The following is a 17,365-nucleotide window of genomic DNA, read 5'->3' on the forward strand; positions in this document are numbered from 1 at the left end:
CGCCCGTTGCGCCTCGCCGCCCTGCTGCTGTCCGCCGCCGCCGTCCTCGCCGCGCCCGCCGCCCTCGCCCAGACCGCCGCCGCGCCGCCGCCGCTGCCGCCGGCCGCGCCCTGGGCCTCGCCCCTGGCACAGGATCATCCGCTGGTCGGCTCGTTCTGGAGCACGGCGACGGGCGAGCGCCTGACGCCGGCCCAGGTGGTGGACCGGGCGCTGGACAGCCGGGTGGTCATCGTCGGCGAGCGCCACGACAACCCCGACCACCACGCGCTGCAGGCGTGGCTGGCCGAGGCCCTGGTGGTCGGCGGCCGCCGCCCCGCCGTCGTCTACGAGATGATGGAGACCGACGACCAGCCCGCCATCGACGCCTGGCGCGCCGCCGGCCCCGCCGATGCCGCCGGGCTGGGCGACGCCCTCGACTGGGCGAAGACGGGCTGGCCGGACTGGCCGCTCTACGCCCCCATGGCCGGCACGGCGTTGGCCCACGGGCTGCCCATCCTGGCCGGCAACCTGCCGCAGGACACGGTGCGCCGGCTCGCCCGCGAGGGCCTGCCGGCGCTGGAGGCCGGACTGGCGGCGGACCTCGCGCTGGCCACGGAAGACGCGCCGGTGGTGCGCGACGGCCTCGCCGACGACGTCCGGCGCGGCCATTGCGACCTCATGCCCGAGGCCATGCTGGCGCCCATGGCCCTGGTGCAGCGGGCGCGCGACGCCATGATGGCCCGCGTCGTGTCCCGGGGCCTCGCCGATCCCGCCGCCGACACGGCCCTGCTCATCACCGGCAACGGCCACGCCCGCGAGGATCGCGGCGTGCCCCTGCGGCTGGCGGCCCTCGGCATCCCACCGGAGCAGGTGCTGACTGTCGCGCCGCTGGAGGTGGAAGACGGGGTCGTCGATCCCGCCGCCTACGTCACGGGACGCGAGGGGGCCGCCGCGGCCGCCTTCGACATCGTCTGGTTCAGCCCGCGCGTGGACGATGTCGACCACTGCGCCGCCTTGCGCGAACGCATGAAGAACAAAAAGAAGTAGCAGGACTTAAGTCTAATGGGGTAGGGTCGGCGCCTCTGGATGACCCACAGGAGGCCCGCCCCATGTCGACCGCCCGCCGCCGCGCCCTCGCCGTGGCCGCCGCCCTGATCCTGCCGGTCGCCGCCCCGGCCGCGGCGCAGGACGCCGAATGCGACAGCGCCGCCCGCGCCGGCCAGGCGGCGGTGGTGAGCGTCTACTTCGACACCGGCAAGACCGACGTGAAGCCGCAGCACCGCGCCGAGCTGCAGCGCATCGCGCGCGACGCCAAGTATCAGGTGAAGGTCTGCGCCATCGGCCAGGCCGACCGCCAGGGCAGCGCCGCGTTCAACAAGCGCATCGCCCTGAAGCGCGCCCAAGTGGTCGCCGACCTGCTGGCCGGCTACGGCGTCCCCCGCTCGGTCCTGGTCTCCAGCTCCGCCGGCGAAGCCTTCGGCGCCTTCGGCGGCGACGCCAAGGTCGGCAGCGAACGCCGCGTGGACGTGCTGTACCCGCGGCTCAAGGAGTGACGGCGGGGCCGCCCTACTCCTCCCGCTTGTCGCCCATGGGGCGCGGCATCCATTTCTGCACGCTGACGGGCTTGCCGGTCTGGCTGCGCATGACGCGCGGGCGCAGGACGTCGGTCAGGCCCGGGGCCTCCGGCGCCGTGGCGCCCGGCAGGGGGCCCTTGGCGGCGGCCGGTTCGCTGCCGGGTTTGCGGCCGTAGTAGTCCATCATGGCCTGCAGGGTGATCTCCTCCCCCGCACCGCCGCTGGCGAAGGCGTCACGGTAGGGCGGGTGGCCCTTGGTCAGCTTGGAGAGATGCTCGGCCGAATGGGCGCCGAACTTGCGCCAGATGCTGTCGAGCAGCTGGCAGGCGTCGTCGGGCGGCTTGCGGGTTTCGACGTAGGGGCGGCCGTTCTCGAAGGCGCGGTAGAGCGTCGGCTCCATCGGTCCCGACGGGTCGGCGACGAAGGTGGCCGGCATCATCTTGCGGCCGCGGGTCGCCACGGCGTAGTAGGCCTGCGCCAGGTACATGAGCCGGTGCATCTTCTGCGGCTGCAGGTACTCGTTGTCGTCCAGCGCCCGGTCGACCAGCCAGAGCGCCACGTCGAAGCAGGTGTCGGCGGCGATACGCCTCATGGGGAACCCCGGAACCTGTTGATCGCGCGGTTGGTTTCCTGACCATAGACCGCATGGCCGGCGCGGGGAAGAGCGGCGAAGGCTTGACGCCGCCGCCGCCGCACCCGACCCTGCCGGTCCGGGGCCGCCGTCGCGGCGTCCCTGCCCTGCCCGAGGTTCCCGCCGCCCATGTCCCGCCGCCGCCGCTTCGCCCTGATCGCCGCCGTCCTGCTGGCCGGCGCCGGCGTCGCCGCGTGGCTGGCGCTGCCGCGGGCGGCGGAGGCCCTGATAGCCGCCCGCCTCGACGCCCTCGGCCTGGCGGGCGCACGGGCGGAGGTTGCACGCATCGGCCTGTCCGGAGCCCATCTCGCGCGGCTGGAGGCGGGCGACGGGGTCCTGGTGGTGCGCGACGTCGACGTCGCCTGGAGTCTCGCCGGCGGCATCGAGGCCATCACCGTCGCCGATGCTACCGTCACCGGTCGCTGGACGGCAGAAGGAGGGCTCGACTTCGGCCCGCTCGGCCCGCTGCTGGAAGGGGGCGACGCGGGCGCGGAGACGACGCCGTTCGACCTGCCGGCGGAGCGGCTGCGCCTCGACCGCGCCACGGCCACCATCGACCTGCCGCAGGGGCAGCTCGTCGCCACCCTATCCGGCACCGCCCATCGTGCCGAGCCCGGCCCCGCCCTCGACCTGACGGCGGAGGTGACGGCTCCGGGCCTGACCGGCACCGCCACCTTCACCGGCACCGCCGACGGCGGCGGTGCGGTTCCCATGGCCGGAACCGGGCGGCTGGAGCTTACCGCCGACAGCTTCGCCGCGCCGGGCCTCGCGGGGGCCGTGGACGGATCGGTGCAGGCCGACCTGCGCCTCGGCGCCGATACGCTGTCCATCGCCGCCGACGCCCCCGTCCGCGTCACCCTGGCGGACCTCGCGCCGCCGCTTCGCCAGACCCTGGCCGAGCACGGCGTCGCCGCCGAACCGGTGGTGGTGGACCTGACCGGCCCTGGCGCCACGGCCGGGCCCGCCCTCACCGTCAGCGGCATCGGCGATCCGGCGGGCCTCGTGCTGTCGTCCGACCGGCTCGCCGTGACCGCCACGGCCGGCGCCGCCGAAGCCCGCGTCGCAGCCGGCGGCACGGTGCGTCTCGACGGGGTGCTGCCGACGCTGGCCCTGCGCGACGTCGCCGCCGCCGTCGCCGGAGTCACTTTCGACGGCTCCCCCGTGAGCGGCCGGCTGGAAGACGGCAGCCTCAGCCTGACGCCCGAAGGCCTGACGGCGGAGGCGAGCGTCGCGGCGGAAGCGCAGGACATGACCGTGTCCGGCGCCTCGGCCGCCCGCGCCGCCTTCACCGGTCGCGTGCGCCTGAGCGGCCAGCCCGACCTCACCGGTGCCCTCTTCGCCGACAGCGGAGCCGTGACCCTCGATGGGCTCCGCCTGGGCGAGGGCGTCGCCGCCCGCGATCCGGTGACGCTCACCCTGCTGCCGCCGGCCGGGCCGCTGCTGCGCCTGGAGACCGCCGACGACGGCAGCCGCGTCGCCGCCGTCACCGCCGGCCTGCAGGCGCCGTCGGCCACCTTCGAGACGCCACAGGGACCGGCCCGCATCGCCTTCGCCGAGATCGCCCTCACCGCCGCCTTCGGCACCGGCGCGACCCAGACGGTCGCCGCCGTCACCGGCCGCGACGGCAGCCTGTCGGTGGCCGGAACGGACCTGCAGGCGGTGACGCTGGAGGCCGGCCTGTCCGAGGCCGGACCGACCGCCCGCCTCACGGGGCGGCTCGACACCCTGCCGGGGGAAACGGCGGAGCTGTCGGCCCGTTCGCCGCTGCGGCCCTACAGGCTGGAGCTGGCCGCGACGCCGGCCGAGGCGGAGGCCGACCGCCTCGCCCTGACGGCGGAGCTGCGCGACGTCGGCAATACCCTGCTCGCGTCCGCCCGCGGCAGCCTCGCCCTCGCCGACGGCAGCGGGCGGGCGACCGTGCGGGTGCCGCGCCAGGTGTTCGACCCGCAGGGCCTGAAGCCGGAGCACCTGCACGGCCTGCTCGGCACCTTCGCCCACGACGTGACCGGCGCCGTCGCCGTCGACGGCACCATCCGGTGGGACGGCGGCGGCCTGAAGCCGGACCTCAAGGTGCTGCTGCAGGACGTTGGACTAACACAGGGTTTCGTCACCCTGACGCGCATCAACGGCGTGCTGAACCTGACCGGCCTCGACCCCTTGCGCACGCCCAAGGGGCAGCAGGTGTCGGTGGCCGCCATCGACGCCGGCCTGCCGCTGCTCGACGCCGTGGCGAGCTTCGAGATCGCCCGCGACACCCTGCTGCTCGACAGCGCCCAGGCGACGCTCGCCGGCGGCACCATCCGGGCGCGGCCGACGGCCATCCCCCTCAGCCTGGACGCCGGCGAGGTCTTCCTCGACGTCGAGGACCTGCGCCTCGCGCCCCTGGTGGATCTGGCCGGCATCCAGGGCCTGCGGGCGCGCGGCCGGCTGGCCGGAACGGTGCCGCTGCGGTTCGCCGGCGGTGACGTCATCATCGACAATGCGGTGCTGCGCAGCACCCGGCCGGAGCGGGTGGTCTACGCCCCCGACGACGTCCCGGCGGCGTTGTCGGGCGGCGGCCAGAGCGTCGATCTGGTGCTGCAGGCGCTGCAGGATTTCCGCTACGACGACCTGTCGCTCACGGTCGACGGCCGCGCCAGCGGCCAGATGACGGTGAAGCTGCACATCGCCGGCGCCAACCCGGAGTTCTATGACGGCTATCCCGTCGAGTTCAACCTGAGCGTCAGCGGCGAGTTGGCCAAGGCCATCCAGGCCGGACTGTCCGGCTACCGCGTTCCCGACCGCATCCGCGCGCGCATGGAAGAGTTCACCGGCGGCCAATGAGGCGGGCTGCCGAGAAAAAGGCTAGGCGCGCCATGCCATTGCCACTATTTTCAGGCGACATGGACGGACCGGCGGAGGCTCCGCCGCCGTCCGCCGCACGGAGTACCCGATGATCCGCCTGCCCCGCCGACCGGTCCTGCCGACCGCTTCCGCCGCCGCTCCGGCCGCCCTCGCCGCGGTCGCGCTGCTGCTGGCGGCCTGCCAGCCGACCGTGAAGGTCGAGGCCCCCGACAAGCCGATCGTCATCAACCTGAACGTCAAGATCGAGCAGGAAGTCCGCGTCAAGGTCGAGAAGGACGTGGAAGACCTGCTGCAGGAACGGAAGGATCTGTTCTGATGCGGATCCCGACGATGATGGAGGCCGTCCCCATGCTCGCACGCCTGCGCCGTTCGGCCGCCGCCGCCCTGGTGGGCCTGGTGGTCGCCGCCGCCGCCGTCTCCCCCGCCGCGGCGCTGGACCTGGATCAGGCCCGCGCCCAGGGGCTGGTCGGCGAACGCTTCGACGGTCTCGTCGCGCCCGTGCAGCCGGGCGGCGAGGTCGACGCCCTGGTCGCGCGCATCAACGCCGAGCGCATGGAGGAATACCGCCGCATCGCCCAGCAGCGCGGCGTGCCGGTGACGGAAGTGCAGAAGCTGGTCGGCCAGCAGCTCATCGGCAAGGTGCCGGCCGGCACCTTCGTGATGACGCCGTCGGGCCAGTGGCAGCAGAAGTAGGCCCCGAAAGCGATCGAGGCGGCCCCGGGGCCGCCTCGTGCGTCAGTGCAGGTGGTTGTAATGCCGCCCGTGCAAAGACGAGCCGTAGCGCAGCACCACGTAATTGATCTCGTACCGCCGCGCCGCCGAGGCGACGGGGAAGAACACCGGCGGGTCGTTGGCCACCATGCGCACCTGGAACAGGAAGCGGTCGACGTCGTAGGTGGTGAGGACGTTGACGAAGCGCGACGCGATGATGGGGCGGCGCCCCTTCGGCTGATTCCACTGCGGATGGCCGTGCTCGTCCCACTCGTCGTCGCGCACCCCCTGCTCGTCCGGGCCGGTGCCGGCGGTGCCCAGCACGTCGCCGATGGGGATGGCTTCTTCGGCCGCGAAGGCCGACCGCCCCGTCGCCGGCAGGCGAGCGGTGGAGGCGCTGGCAATCGGAGCTCCGACCTTGGCGGCTGCGACGGACATGGGCGGGTGCCTTCGGATACACGTCTACTCTTTTAGTTTAGACTTGGTTACCGAGCCGTCAACCTCAGAATCGTTAAGATTCGCGCCGCGGCGGCGCCGGCGGTACCGCGACTCGGTCGATGCCGCCGCCGGCCTTGCACGCGACACCGCCGCCGCGCCATGATCGCCGACCGGCGCCGGGCGTTTCTTCCGAAATCCCCGGCCCCACGCGACCACCACCGGAAGGGCAAGCCGCAGCCATGAGCCAACACCTTCTCGTCACCCTGTTCTGCCCCGACCGCACGGGCCTGGTGGCGGCCGTCGCCGGGCGGCTGTTCGACCTGGGCGCCAACCTGGGCGACACCACCTTCGCCGTGCTCGGCACCGCCGCCGAGTTCTCGGCCGTCTGCGAAGCCCCGGACGACGTCCCGGCCGAAGAGATCCGCGCCGCCCTCGCCGCCCTGCCCGAGGCCGCCGACGCGCGCATCGAGGTGCGGCCCTTCGGCCTCGACCCGGTGGCCGATCCGTCGGGCCGCGTCACCCACCGCGTCTACGTGCGCGGCGGCGACCGCCCCGGGCTGGTCGCCCGCATGGCGGAAGTGTTCGGCCAGTACGAGGCCAACATCGTGCGCATGAGCGCCGAACACGTGCCGGACCTGGCCGGCGGGCAGTACGTCGTGCGCTTCGACGTGGCGGTGCCGCCGGGCGCCGAGGATCGCTGCCTCAACACCGCCGCCAACACGGCCGGCGAGTTGCACCTGACCTGCCACGTCGAGCCCATTGACCGTCTGCAGCCGGCGCAATGAGCAGCCGCATCCTCATCGACAGTCCGGTGACGCCGGACGCCCTGCCGGCGGTGCATCCCGGCGACCTCAGGCGCGCCTGGAGCGCCGCCACGGTGGCCGCCGAGATGGGCCTGGAAGCCGACTGGACCGACGCCGCCGGCGTCACCTTCCGCGGCCCTGGCGGCGAGATGACGGTGCTGTTCGAGGACGTCGACGCCCGTGTCTGGGTGGCCGGCATCAACCGCGCCGTCGGGCTCGACACCACCCACGGCATCGCGCTGTGTTTCCGCCTGCTCGCCCTCATCGACCTGATGGCCTCGGCCGCCTGGACGCGGCCGCTGTTCGAACTGGGCGGGCCGGACGGGGCGGAGATCCACCCCGCCCTGTTCCGCGTCGCCTCCAGCATGCCGCTCGGCCGCGACGCCCGCTTCGACAGCCGCGAGTTCGAGCGCCGCACGCGGCCCCAGGTGGGGCCGGCGCGCCTGACCTGACGCCAGAAGGAAACCCGGCGGCGAGGCATCCCCCGCCGCCGGGCGCTGTCTTGCGATCCTGGAGCCGCCGGCTTACAGCGGCACGTCGCCGGCCGCCTTCTTGGCCATGTCGCGCAGGACGAACTTCTGGATCTTGCCGGTGGAGGTCTTCGGCAGTTCCACGAACTGCACCTCGCGCGGGCACTTGTAGTGCGCCAGGTGCTCGCGGCAGAAGGCGATCAGCTCGTCGGCGCCGACGCTCGCCCCGTCCTTCAGCTCCACGTAGGCGAGCGGCGTCTCGCCCCACTTGACGTCGGGCTTGGCGACCACGGCGGCCATGTTCACGGCCGGGTGCTTGTGCAGCACGCCCTCCACCTCGATGGACGAGATGTTCTCGCCGCCCGAGATGATGATGTCCTTGGAGCGGTCCTTCAGCTGGATGTAGCCGTCGGGGTGCATGACGCCGAGGTCGCCGGTGTGGAACCAGCCGCCGGCGAAGGCCTCGGCGCTCGCCTTGGGGTTCTTGAGGTAGCCCTTCATGACGATGTTGCCGCGCATCATCACCTCGCCGATGGTCTCGCCGTCGGGCGGGGTTTCCTCCATGGTCTCCGGGTTCATGACCGTAAGGCCTTCCTGCACCACGTAGCGCACGCCCTGGCGGGACTTGAGGCGGGCCTGCTCGTCGGCCGGCAGCTCGCGCCACTCGTCCTTCCACACGCAGACCGTCGCCGGGCCGTAGGACTCGGTGAGGCCGTAGACGTGGGTGACGTTGAAGCCGTCGCGCTGCATGGCCTCCAGCACGCTGGCCGGCGGCGGGGCGGCGGCGGTCATGACGTTGACCGTGTGGTCGAAGGCGCGCTTGTCGGCGGCCTTGGCGTTGATGAGGAAGCCGAGCACGATGGGGGCGCCGCAGAAGTGCGTGACCTTCTCGTCGGCGATGGCGTCGAAGATGGTCTTGGCGGAAACGCGCCGCAGGCACACGCTGGTGCCGCCGATGATCGGCAGCGTCCACGGGAAGCACCAGCCGTTGCAGTGGAACATGGGCAGCGTCCACAGGTACGTGGCGTGGTAGGGCATGCCCCAGGTCACCACGTTGGACATGGCGTTCAGATAGGCGCCGCGGTGGTGATAGACGACGCCCTTGGGGTTGCCCGTGGTGCCCGAGGTGTAGTTCAGGGCGACCGCTTCCCACTCGTCCTCCGGCCAGCGCCACTGGAACGACGGGTCGCCGCCGGCGAGGAAGGCCTCGTAGTCCGTCTCGCCGATCAGCTCGCCGACGCCGCCGGCTTCCGGGTCGTCGATGTCGATGACCGGGATCTGCCGGCCGAGCTTGGCCAGCGCGTCCTTCATGGTGCGGCTGAACTCGCGGTCGGTGATGAGCAGCTTGGCTTCGCCGTGCTCCAGGATGAAGGCCAGCGCCTCGGCATCGAGGCGGATGTTGAGCGCATTGATGACCGCGCCGACCATGGGAATGCCGAAGTGGCACTCGTACAGTTCCGGCGTGTTGGCGGCCATGACGGCGACCGTGTCGCCGGTGCCGATGCCACGCGCCGCCAGCGCCGAGGCGAGGCGCTTGCAGCGGTCCGCCGTCTGCTTCCAGGTGTAGCGCCGCGCGCCGTGGATGACGGAGGCGCGATCCGGCCACACCTGCGCCGCGCGCTCCAGGAACTGGATCGGGGTGAGCGGCACGTGGTTGGCCGCGTTCTTGTCCAGGTCGTTCAGGTACGGGCTGGAAGCGGTCATCGGGAAACTTCCTTGCGCTGGTAGGGGTCTAAGCGTTGCGGATGCTAGCCCCTTCCCTTGACGGGGACAACTGAAACACGCGCTTGCCACGAGCGGCCGCCTTGCGCAGGATGCGGCCTTTCGCACTCCCGGTTCCCCGCCGCGCCATGACGGATCCCGCTGCCTCCGCCCTCCGGTCCCGCCTGCCTCCCGGCCTGCGGCTGTCGCTCTATTATGCGGCGCTGTTCTCGGTGGTGGGGGTGCAGATGCCCTATTGGCCGCTGTGGCTGGAGGCGCAGGCGCTGACGCCGGCGCAGATCGGCCTGCTGCTCGCCGTCGGGTTCTGGGCCAAGGTGCTGGCGAACCCGCTCATCGGCCGCGCCGTCGACGTCCACGGCCGCCGCCGCGGCCCCATGCTGATCCTGGCCTCGGTGGCGCTCACGGCTTATGCGCTGTTCGCGGTGGCGGAGGGCTTCCCGGCGCTGCTGGCCCTCAGCATCGTCAGCACAGCGGCCTTCGCCGCCCTCATGCCGCTGGGTGAAAACATAACGCTTCTAACGGTTTATGAGCGAAAGCTCGACTACGGCCGCATCCGCATGTGGGGCTCGCTGACCTTCATCGCCGGGTCGCTGGCGGGCGGGTGGCTGCTGCTCGACCTGCCGACAGACGTCATCCTGTGGGCGATCCTCGGCGGCATCGCGCTCACCATCGGCGCCTGCGCCCTGCTGCCCGACGTGCGCACGCGCTCCCGCCGCGAGGACGGGCCGGCGCCGGCCATCGCGCCGCTGTTGCGCCACCCGGCCTTCCTGCTGTTCCTCGGCACCGCCGCCGTCATCCAGGCGAGCCACGCCGTCTACTACGGCTTCGCCACCCTGCACTGGCAGGCCGCCGGCCTGTCGGAGGACGTGATCGGCGGCCTGTGGGCCATCGGCGTGGTGGCCGAGGTGGTGCTGTTCCTGGTCGGCAACCGGCTGGTCGCCCGCCTCGGCCCGGCGCGGCTGCTGCTGCTCGGCGGGCTCGGCGGGGTGGTGCGGTGGAGCGTCATGGCGGTGACCGTCGACCCGGTCATCCTGGCGCCGGTGCAGTGCCTGCACGCCCTGACCTTCGGCGCGACGCACCTGGGCGCCATGCACTTCATCGCCCGCGCCGTGCCGCCGGCCTACTCGGGCCGGGCGCAGGCGATCTATTCCTCGGCGGCGCTGGGGGCCGGCATGGGGCTGGCGATGGGACTGTCGGGACGGCTGTTCGAAGCCGCCGGCGGTCAGGCCTTCCTGGCGATGACCGTGCTGGGCGCCGCCGGCCTGCTGGGCGGACGCCTGTTGGCCGCCCGCTGGGACGGCGGGCGGCTGCCGGTCTGACGGAGCGGGAGGCCCGGGTTCAGGCCGCGTCTTCCTCGCGAGAGGACGACTTGCTGCCCGAGGTGACGTAGGCGATGGCGGCGTGTTCGCCGCAGTACGGCTTGCCCGTCAACGCCGGCTTGCCGCAGAAGTGGAAGTCGGCGTCACGGGGATCACCGATGGGCCAACGGCAGGTATGGGCCGCGAGATCCACCAGCGACGGCGGCGGCTCCACCTGCTTGGGCGGCGCCTCGGGCTTGGCGGGCTTCTTCGTGCGCTTGATCGGCGACGGACGCCCCTTCAGGCCCAGGCGGTGCGCCTTGCCGACCACCGCGTTCTTCGATACCCCCAGTTGCTTGCCGATCTCACCGGTGGTCAGCCCCTCGGCCCAAAGGCTCTTGAGAAGCTCGATCCGCTCGTCGTTCCAGACCATTGATCCCCAGCCTCGCAGAAATCCCATTAACGAATACCGGTAGCCCCGCAGGATGGTAGCCGTAAAGCGCATCCCACGCAACGAGCGGTAAGGACGATTCTGCGGGCTTCGCGCGAAGCGCTTGGTTCGGCTGGATTCTCCGCCGTCGGGGCCACGGGCCGCGAATGGCTCAGGCGGCCTCGCGCTCGACCACCGCCGCGGCCGCCGCAGCCGCCGCGGCCAGGGGCAGGGTGAAGGTCAGGCGGGTGCCGCCCGCTTCCAGGGGAACCGCCGTGATGACGCCGCCGTGGCGGGCGACGATGCGACGGCAGATGGCGAGGCCCATGCCGGTGCCGGCGGCCGCGCCGTCCGGGTTCAGGCGGCGGAACGGCAGGAAGATCGCCTCCGCCTGCCCGGCCGGCACGCCGACGCCGTTGTCGTCGATGCAGAAGCACGCCATCCCCGCCTCGGGCCGCCAGGTCACCGCGATCTCCGGCGGGCGGGCGGGGTCGCGGTACTTCAGGGCGTTGCCGATCAGGTTCTGGAACAGGCGCACCAGCTGGCTGCGGTCGCCGAGCAGCACCGGCACGCCGTCGGCCACGGTCACCCGCGCCCCCGCCTCGCCCACCGCGATGGCGAGGTTGCCGAGTGCCTCGGCGATCAGGTCGCCGCCCGCCACCGGTTCCGGCTCGCGGCCCTGGGTATTGACCCGCGACAGGGCGAGCAGGTCGGCGATCATGCGCGCCATCCGCTGCGACCCATTCACCGCCATGTCGACGTAGCCGGCGGTGTCGGCATCCATCTGCCCGCGCATCCGGCGGCGTGCCAGCGTCAGAAAGCCCGAAACCGACCGCAAGGGCTCCTGCAGGTCGTGGGAGACCACGTGGGCGAAGTCGGCCAGCTCGCGGTTGGAGCGTTCCAGCTCCGCCGACTTGGCGGACAACAGGGCGGCGGCCTGTGCCAGTTCGGCGGTCTTGCGGGCCAGCTGGTCGCGGAAGCGGCGGCTGCCGAAGCGGAAGGCGGCGACCACCGCGAGCATCACGACGCCATAGGCGACGACGGCGCCCACGGCCTCGCGCGCCCGGTCGGCCTGGAATGCCGCCTGCAGCGCCGAGGCATCGCGCCAGAAGACCACCGCCCCCACGGGCGGCAGCGCCGCGTCGCGCAGGCCGGCGAAGTCGCGCAGCGGCATGTGGGTGACGGCGAGCGCACCGCCGTCGGTCTCGATCAGGTGGACGCCGTCACGCTTGAGATCCTGGCCGCTGGCGGCCACAACCCGCGCCACCACGTCCTCGACCCCCGGGCGCGACGCCGCCTCGACGACGCAGCCGCAGCGGCCGATGGCGCTGGCCAGGATGGGACCGGCGAAGCTGTCGAACACGGTGTCGCCGACGTGCCCGCCGTCGAGCAGCACGGCGACCCCGTGGTCGAGGCGCTGGTCCAGCGTCGCCACCACCATGTCGAGGGAGGTGCCGGCCTCGAGGGCGCCGATATGGCGTTGCGCGCCGGTCTGGTCGTCGCGCGCGAACACCGGCACCACGCCGCGCAGGCCGGAATAGATGCGACCGGTCTCGAAGCCGGCCTGCGGCCGCACTTCGGCATTGGCGGCAACCACCGTGTGGCGAACGGCGTTCATCCCGTCCCCGAAGCGGTCCGGCTGATGCACCCGCAGGAAACTGGTGGAGCCCGGCGCCAGATGGAAATGCAATTGGCGGACGTGGAACCAGTGCTGCATGTCGATCCAGGCCGGCGCCACCTTCTGGAGCAGCGCCGCCCGCATCTCCGCCGTGAGCGGGCCGCCCGCGCCGCCGCCTTCGGCCGCAACGGCCTCGACGCCCGCCTGGAACAGGTACTGCACTTCGCGGTCACCGGCCACCAGGGTGGCGATGGACAACATGGTCCGCTCGGTCTGATCCATCACCAGATGGAAGCTGTCGCGCAGGTGCCGCGCCTGCTCGGCCAGCGCCCGGTCGCGGTCCCGCCGCGCCACCTCGTACCGCGTCGCCAGCATGGCGCCGTCCAGCAGCGCCACCAGCGCCGCCAGCACGAGCAGTACGCCGACAGGCCGCGAGCCGAACATCGGAGACATGGTCGTCCTCGGAGGGGGAATCCCGACCCGAACGGGTCGGGCGGGGCGGCATCGTGCCACGCCGCGCCGGTGGCTTCCATATGACAATCCATGGCCTTACGGCATAGCCGGGGCCCCGGCAAACGTACTTTCGATCCGCCCTGCTCGCATTCCGCGGGTATGGCGTGGTAGCTTGAAACCTATCGCAGGGGCGAGACGAAGACCGCATGACACAGGATCCTCCTCCGTCCGCCCCGGCGGGCTCCGATTGGCGCAACAGTGCGGAATGGCTGCGATCCATCGCCAATGCCGTGCCGCAGTTGGTGTGGTCGGCGACGGCGGAGGGAATCGTCGACTTCTACAACTTTCGCTACAAGGAATACGCCGGCCTCACCCACAAGCCCGACGGTACCTGGGAGTGGGCGCCGGTGGTGCATCCCGACGACGCCGCCGCGACGCTGGAGGCCTGGACCCGCGCCACTGCCACCGGCGAGGTCTACGACATGGAGCACCGGGTGGAGCGTGCCGACGGCACCTTCCGCTGGCACGTCAGCCGCGGCGTTCCCGTGCGCGACGCCCAGGGCCGGGTGGTGCGCTGGTACGGCTCGGCCACCGACATCCACGACCTGAAGACCGCCGAGCGCGCCCTGCACGAGAACGAGGCCCGCCTGCGGGCGACATTCGAAGGGGTCGCGGACGGCATCATCTCGCTCGACGCCGCGGGCCGGGTTCTCGACCTCAACCCCGCCTTCGCCCGCATGCACGGCTTCGCGAGCGTCGACGACGCCCGCCTGTCGCTCGACCGTTTCGTGACGGACTTCGAAACGCGCGACGCCAACGGTATGGACATTCCACCGCAAGGCCTGCCGTTCAGCCGCGCCGTGCGGGGCGAAACCATCTCCGACATGGAGATCGAGGCACGCCGCCGCGCCACCGGGGACCTCTTGTTCATCGGCAGCTACAACGCGGTGCCGGTGCGCGACGCCCACGGCGCCATCAGCCAGGTGGTGGTGACCATCCGCGACATCACCGAGCGCCGCCGCGCCGAGGAGCGCCAGCGCCTGCTGGTGCGCGAGGTCGACCACCGCGCCCGCAACGCGCTGGCGGTGGTGCAGGCGGTGATGACGCTGACGCGCGCCGACACGGTGGACGACTTCGCGGAGGCCGTGCGCGGCCGGGTGCAGACCATCGCCCGCTGCCACACCCGGCTGACCGAGAACCACTGGCTCACGGTCGGACTGCGCAACCTGCTGGACGACGAACTGAAAGCCTACGAGGCACCGGACGGCGCCCGCACCCAACTCCACGGCCCTGCGGTCGCCATCGTCGGGTCGGCCGTGCAGCCGGTGAGCATGATCCTCCACGAACTGGTGACCAACGCCGTCAAACACGGCGCGCTCTCGGGGCCGGAAGGACGCCTGACCGTCGACTGGACCCTGCGGCCGGACGGCGGGTTGCGCCTCTGCTGGCGCGAGGCCGGCGGCCCGCCGGTGCGCCCGCCCGCCCGCCGCGGCGTCGGGTCGACCGTCATGGCCGGATCGGCCCGGCAGGTCGGCGGAACGCTCGACATGCAGTGGGAGACGGCAGGCCTCACCTGCACCCTCGTCCTGCCGCCCGCCGCCATCGGCGCCGTCTCGGCGCTCGCCCAATCCGGCGCCGCCGCCGCCCCTGCGTCGGAGCCGGCGTTCGCGGTGCACGCCCGCCGGCGCATTCTGGTGGTGGAGGACGAGGCCTTGCTCGCGACGGAAACCGCGGCCCTGCTGAGCAGTCTCGGATACGCCGCCGTCGGCCCCGCCGTGACCCTGGACGAGGCGCTCGCGTTGGCTGCGACGGAACGGGATCTCGCCGCCGCCGTCCTCGACCTCAACCTCGGCGGCCGGTCGAGCCTCGTGGTGGCGGACGTGCTGGAGGCGCGCGGCGTGGGGGTGGTCTTCGCCACCGGCTATGCCGACGCGCCCGTCCCGTCCCCCGAGGGACGCCGGCGCCCGGTGGTCCAGAAGCCGGTCACCCCCGGCCGCCTGGCCGACGCCCTGCGCGAGGTCCTGTAGACCCGCCGGCGCCGGCGGCACATCAGCGCGCCGTACGGCGGCGGATCATGACGCAGGCGACGGCCGAGACCACCAGCCCGAGGGCCGCCACCAGGCGGACCGTCAGCGCATCCCCCAGGATCAGCACCGAGCCGGAGACGCCGACCACCGGCACCAGAAGCGTCGCGACGGCGGCCTGCCCCACGGTCAGGCGCTTGACGATGAGGAACCACATCATCTGCGCGATGCAGATGGAGAAGATCAGGTGATAACCGAGCGCCGTCCAGGTGCGCAGGCCCCACTCGCCGGGGCGCGGCGGGCCGTCCAGGACGCCCGCCAGCACCACCATGGGCACGGCGGCCAGCACGTACTGCCAGCCGGTGACGACCACGGCGTGGCCGACCCACAGGCCGCGCCGCTTCATCAGCACCGTACCGAGCGCCCAGGACACCGCCGCCCCCAGCACCAGCGCCGGCCCGAGCAGCGGCCCGGCCTCGCCGCGCACCGCCTCCGGCCCCAGCAGCACGAGCAGCCCCGACATGCCGAGGGCGAGGCCGATCACCTGGCGCAGGCCCGGCCGCTCGCCGAGCAGCGGGATGGCGAGCAGCGTCGCCCACACCGGCATGGTGAAGGCGATGATGGCCGCCCGCGACGTCGGCATCATGAGCTGGGCATAGACCGTGCACATGTTGAAGGCGAAGATGTTCAACATGCCCGTCGCCGCCATCCACGGCACTTCGGCCATGGGGATGCGCAAGCGCAGGCCGCGGAAGCGAGCCCAGGCCAGAAGCCCGATGGCGCCGGTGGCGAAGCCGATGGCGCGCAGCGTCAGCGGCGGCATCTCGAACAGCACCGTCTTCACCGCCGGCCAGTTGCCGCCCCAGAACAGGCTGATGGTGAGGATCAGCAGGACCTTGAGCGCGGTGCCGCCGGCCTCGGTGGCGGGCAGGCCGGCGGCGGCGGTGCGGGCGGTCATGGCGTCACGACCGCGCGGCGGGTTCGAGGAATTCCACCTCGACGAAGACCAGTTCGCCCGGCCCTTCGTTGACGACGTTGTGCGCCACACCCGCCTGGCGGAAGTAGCTGCGGCCCGGCTCCAGGTCGGCATGGGTGACGGAGCCGTCGGGGTGCTCCAGGCGCATACGGCTCGCCGTCACGGGCACGATGACGTAGTCGTATTCGTGGGTGTGGAAGCCGGTTTCGGCGCCCGGCGCGAAGCGCCATTCGGTGACCCGGGTGCGGGCGGCGTCGACATGGGTGGTGGAGGTGGCGGTCTCGGTCACGGGGTGGTGCTCCGCAAGGTGTCCTCGAAGCCGTCGAGGAAGCTGGTCAGGTTGGCCGCCAGGTGATCGACGGCATAGCCGCCTTCCTGGATCAGCACGGTGGGCAGGCCGGTGGCGGCGATGCGCCGGCCCAGATGCCCGAAGCCGGGGGTGGTGACACCGAAGGCCGCGAGCGGATCATCCTTGAACGTGTCGAAGCCGAGGGACAGGACCACTACGGTCGGCGCGAACCGGCCGATGGCGGCGAGTGCCGTGTCGACCGTCGCCAGGAACGTGTCCTCGTCGGTGCCGAGCGGCAGCGGCAGGTTCAGGGTATAGCCCTCGCCGCGCCCGGTGCCGCGCTCGTGCGCATGGCCGGCCATGAAGGGATAGAAGGCGTTGGGATCGCCGTGGACGGACACGAAGAACACGTCGTCGCGCTCGCGGAAGACGGCCTGGGTGCCGTTGCCGTGGTGGACGTCGACGTCGAACACCGCCACCCGCGGCGGCTTGCCCTGGCTCGCCAGCAGGCGCACCGCCTCCTCGGCCGCGATGGCGGCGTGGTTGAGGTAGCAGAAGCCGCCGGCGAGGTCCGGCCCGGCGTGATGGCCCGGCGGCCGGCAGAGGGCATAGGCCGCCCGCTCGCCGTCCGCCACCACCGCCCGCGTGGCGGCGACGGCGCAGTCGGAGGCCGCCTTGGTGGCCGCCCAGGTCCCCTCGGCGATGGGGCAGGCGGTGTCGCTCATGTGGAAGCCCGCCTGCCCCACCACGTGCGTCGGGTATGACGTCATGTCCGGCCCGCGGTGGACGTTGGGGATGACGGCCGAGGCGCTGTCGGGCAGCGCCACCCAGCGGGCGTGCGCGGTTTCCAGGAAGGCCAGGTATTCCGGCGTATGGACGGCGGCGCGCGCCGCCGGGCCGGCGTCGGGCGCCTGTTCCAGGCGGTCGCCGCGGGCGCGCAGGGCGCTCATCACCGCCTCCACCCGCTCGGGCTTTTCGGGCACCGGCTTGGGCTGGCCGCGCACCAGGAACTGCGGCGGCTTATGCAGGGCGGTGTCCGGGTGGTGGAAGCAGAGCATGAGCGTCTCCTCGGGGCAAAGGGCGAGGGGTTCCGGCGCCCCGCAAA

General features: G+C 72.6%; 17 protein-coding genes. 9 read left to right on the forward strand and 8 right to left on the reverse strand.

The window, feature by feature from the left end; genetic code table 11:
• Positions 1-6 precede the first annotated feature (6 nt).
• Together CRP50_RS14165 and CRP50_RS14170 are read left to right on the forward strand one after the other, a co-directional pair.
• Positions 7-1,026 (forward strand): ChaN family lipoprotein, encoded by a 1,020-nt coding sequence (locus tag CRP50_RS14165; RefSeq protein ID WP_176525177.1) that lies wholly within the window; start codon positions 7-9, stop codon positions 1,024-1,026.
• Between the two features lie 62 nt (positions 1,027-1,088).
• A complete protein-coding gene (locus CRP50_RS14170) occupies positions 1,089-1,532 on the forward strand; it encodes an OmpA family protein (RefSeq protein WP_097279839.1) in 444 nt (147 codons plus the stop codon).
• Between the two features lie 13 nt (positions 1,533-1,545).
• Here CRP50_RS14170 and CRP50_RS14175 read toward each other — a convergent pair whose 3' ends face one another.
• Entirely contained in the window at positions 1,546-2,145 is a 600-nt protein-coding gene (locus tag CRP50_RS14175; RefSeq protein ID WP_097279840.1) for a Panacea domain-containing protein, read from the reverse strand.
• 168 nt (positions 2,146-2,313) lie between these two features.
• On the opposite strand from CRP50_RS14175, the gene CRP50_RS14180 reads away from it, so the two are divergent.
• The 3 genes from CRP50_RS14180 to CRP50_RS14190 all read left to right on the forward strand — a co-directional run bounded on the left by CRP50_RS14180 (position 2,314) and on the right by CRP50_RS14190 (position 5,721).
• Positions 2,314-5,007 (forward strand): intermembrane phospholipid transport protein YdbH family protein, encoded by a 2,694-nt coding sequence (locus CRP50_RS14180; protein WP_097279841.1) that lies wholly within the window; start codon positions 2,314-2,316, stop codon positions 5,005-5,007.
• 109 nt (positions 5,008-5,116) lie between these two features.
• On the forward strand, positions 5,117-5,344 hold the full coding sequence (locus CRP50_RS14185; protein WP_176525178.1) for a YnbE family lipoprotein: 228 nt from the start codon (positions 5,117-5,119) through the stop codon (positions 5,342-5,344).
• Positions 5,344-5,721 (forward strand): YdbL family protein, encoded by a 378-nt coding sequence (locus CRP50_RS14190; protein WP_217992054.1) that lies wholly within the window; start codon positions 5,344-5,346, stop codon positions 5,719-5,721. Before CRP50_RS14185 ends, CRP50_RS14190 begins: the two co-directional genes overlap by 1 nt.
• A gap of 42 nt (positions 5,722-5,763) precedes the next feature.
• Here CRP50_RS14190 and CRP50_RS14195 read toward each other — a convergent pair whose 3' ends face one another.
• A complete protein-coding gene (locus CRP50_RS14195) occupies positions 5,764-6,177 on the reverse strand; it encodes a hypothetical protein (protein WP_097279842.1) in 414 nt (137 codons plus the stop codon).
• 239 nt (positions 6,178-6,416) lie between these two features.
• On the opposite strand from CRP50_RS14195, the gene CRP50_RS14200 reads away from it, so the two are divergent.
• Together CRP50_RS14200 and CRP50_RS14205 are read left to right on the forward strand one after the other, a co-directional pair.
• Positions 6,417-6,962 carry a glycine cleavage system protein R gene (locus CRP50_RS14200; RefSeq protein ID WP_097279843.1) on the forward strand — a complete coding sequence of 182 codons (546 nt, stop codon included), beginning with the start codon at positions 6,417-6,419 and terminating at the stop codon, positions 6,960-6,962.
• Positions 6,959-7,432 carry a hypothetical protein gene (locus tag CRP50_RS14205; RefSeq protein ID WP_097279844.1) on the forward strand — a complete coding sequence of 158 codons (474 nt, stop codon included), beginning with the start codon at positions 6,959-6,961 and terminating at the stop codon, positions 7,430-7,432. Before CRP50_RS14200 ends, CRP50_RS14205 begins: the two co-directional genes overlap by 4 nt.
• Positions 7,433-7,504: 72 nt before the next feature.
• Here the strand turns inward: CRP50_RS14205 and CRP50_RS14210 are convergent, their stop codons facing one another.
• A complete protein-coding gene (locus CRP50_RS14210; protein ID WP_097279845.1) occupies positions 7,505-9,154 on the reverse strand; it encodes an acyl-CoA synthetase in 1,650 nt (549 codons plus the stop codon).
• A gap of 146 nt (positions 9,155-9,300) precedes the next feature.
• On the opposite strand from CRP50_RS14210, the gene CRP50_RS14215 reads away from it, so the two are divergent.
• Positions 9,301-10,491 (forward strand): 3-phenylpropionate MFS transporter, encoded by a 1,191-nt coding sequence (locus CRP50_RS14215; protein ID WP_176525179.1) that lies wholly within the window; start codon positions 9,301-9,303, stop codon positions 10,489-10,491.
• Positions 10,492-10,510: 19 nt separating this feature from the next.
• On the opposite strand, the gene CRP50_RS14220 is transcribed toward CRP50_RS14215, so the two are convergent.
• Positions 10,511-10,903, reverse strand: a complete 393-nt coding sequence (locus tag CRP50_RS14220) for a GcrA family cell cycle regulator (protein WP_097279847.1) — start codon at positions 10,901-10,903, stop codon at positions 10,511-10,513.
• Between the two features lie 169 nt (positions 10,904-11,072).
• Complete coding sequence (locus CRP50_RS14225) at positions 11,073-12,971, reverse strand: sensor histidine kinase (protein WP_097279848.1); 1,899 nt, start codon at positions 12,969-12,971, stop codon at positions 11,073-11,075.
• 206 nt (positions 12,972-13,177) lie between these two features.
• Here CRP50_RS14225 and CRP50_RS14230 point away from each other — a divergent pair, with 206 nt between their 5' ends.
• Complete coding sequence (locus tag CRP50_RS14230) at positions 13,178-14,998, forward strand: PAS domain S-box protein (RefSeq protein WP_097279849.1); 1,821 nt, start codon at positions 13,178-13,180, stop codon at positions 14,996-14,998.
• Between the two features lie 22 nt (positions 14,999-15,020).
• Here CRP50_RS14230 and CRP50_RS14235 read toward each other — a convergent pair whose 3' ends face one another.
• From CRP50_RS14235 to CRP50_RS14245, 3 genes are read right to left on the reverse strand one after another with little or no spacing between them, the layout of a single operon-like run.
• Positions 15,021-15,953, reverse strand: a complete 933-nt coding sequence (locus CRP50_RS14235; RefSeq protein WP_097279850.1) for a DMT family transporter — start codon at positions 15,951-15,953, stop codon at positions 15,021-15,023.
• Positions 15,954-15,957: 4 nt separating this feature from the next.
• Positions 15,958-16,260 (reverse strand): cupin domain-containing protein, encoded by a 303-nt coding sequence (locus CRP50_RS14240; RefSeq protein WP_097279851.1) that lies wholly within the window; start codon positions 16,258-16,260, stop codon positions 15,958-15,960.
• Positions 16,257-17,318, reverse strand: coding sequence for a histone deacetylase family protein (locus CRP50_RS14245; RefSeq protein WP_097279852.1), 1,062 nt, complete (start codon positions 17,316-17,318; stop codon positions 16,257-16,259). Before CRP50_RS14245 ends, CRP50_RS14240 begins: the two co-directional genes overlap by 4 nt.
• Positions 17,319-17,365 lie beyond the last annotated feature (47 nt).

This window comes from Caenispirillum bisanense, from assembly GCF_900230255.1.
Lineage (GTDB): Bacteria > Pseudomonadota > Alphaproteobacteria > Rhodospirillales > Rhodospirillaceae > Caenispirillum > Caenispirillum bisanense_A.